Origin of the sequence: uncultured Campylobacter sp. (assembly GCF_937949835.1) — a bacterium.
In the GTDB taxonomy this organism is placed as follows: domain Bacteria; phylum Campylobacterota; class Campylobacteria; order Campylobacterales; family Campylobacteraceae; genus Campylobacter_B.
The window spans coordinates 1-1,092 of record NZ_CALEDC010000476.1 but is presented as its reverse complement, the minus strand read 5'-3'; the positions used below and the strand labels follow the sequence as shown (position 1 = coordinate 1,092).

Sequence of the window (1,092 nt, the reverse complement as noted above, 5' to 3'; positions counted from 1 at the left end):
AGATGCCAAAGAGATCTCGATAGCTATGTCGCAATACACTACAGATCTAAGTTATGGCGGCAAGATGAAAAATATTATGCAGCTGATCGCCGCTAAGACAAGCGCTACGGAGCTAGGCTATATTATTGCTTATTTAAAGGGCGACGATTCATTCCTATACGATGCCCCATCTAGTAGAAGTGCGAATACCGAAATTTCCACTGCCCCTAGTGAGCAGGGCTCGTATCTAAAATAAGAGGTACGCGATGAAAGTGGCAATAGTTTTAGCTAACGGATTTGAGGAGCTCGAGGCGATAAGCATCATCGATATTTTAAGACGTGCAGATATTGATGCTCTAGCTGTGGGGTTAGAGAAAAAATGCGTTCGCGGTACGCACGGCATCGAGCTTGTGGCGGATGAAATTTTAGATGATATTAAGGTGTCTGAATTTTCTATGATCGTTTTGCCAGGGGGTTTGCCTGGCGCGGAGAATTTAGCCAAAAGCGAGAAGCTCGGTAAAATCCTACGCGACTTTGATGCAAATAACACAAAAATCGGCGCAATATGTGCCGCTCCGTGGGCGCTAGCTACCGCGGGTGTGCTAAAAAGCTCTTACACTTGTTATCCGGGTTTTGAAAATCAGATCGCTCACCCAGGCTATACGAATTCGGCGAATGTCGTAAAAGATCAAAATATAATGACTTCGAAAGGTCCCGCTACTGCAATGGAATTCGCACTACAAATCGTCCGTGAGTTAAAAGGCGAGCAGGTTTATTCCAAGCTAAAATCCGATTTGCTTTTTAAATAAAATTTCAAGCGAGGGCCGATTCTAGCGCGCTTTATTTTGCCATCTGTAAAACGGGGTGCGTGATTTTGCCACGCCTGAGAACTACAAATTTTATCTCGCTCCACACATATAAAATAACCACAATATTTATTCTGAGTATTCGTAAACGACGAATGGAATTCTCGCGACTCAAATTTTAAATCGAAAAACGCAAAAGGTTTTATGGGCAACAGATGAAATTTTATTGGAGCTAGTTGCTATTAAAACCAAATATTAACATCACGACGGCGCGGAGCGTAAGCATAAAATATTTTAGGCGTATCCT

The 1,092-nt window shown here is 42.7% G+C and carries 1 protein-coding gene and 1 pseudogene; both read left to right on the top strand.

Annotated features, from left to right (window positions below):
* Positions 1-235 (top strand): annotated as a pseudogene (locus tag Q0256_RS10560) (cytochrome c); the annotation flags it as partial.
* A 10-nt stretch (positions 236-245) separates the two neighbouring features.
* Positions 246-788, top strand: coding sequence for a DJ-1 family glyoxalase III (locus Q0256_RS10555; RefSeq protein ID WP_297962831.1), 543 nt, complete (start codon positions 246-248; stop codon positions 786-788).
* Positions 789-1,092: the final 304 nt, after the last annotated feature.

Bases quoted from the DNA above. Each gene is read 5' to 3' on its own strand.
- Q0256_RS10555 (WP_297962831.1), top strand. From the start codon at position 246: ATGAAAGTGGCAATAGTTTTAGCTAACGGATTTGAGGAGCTCGAGGCG.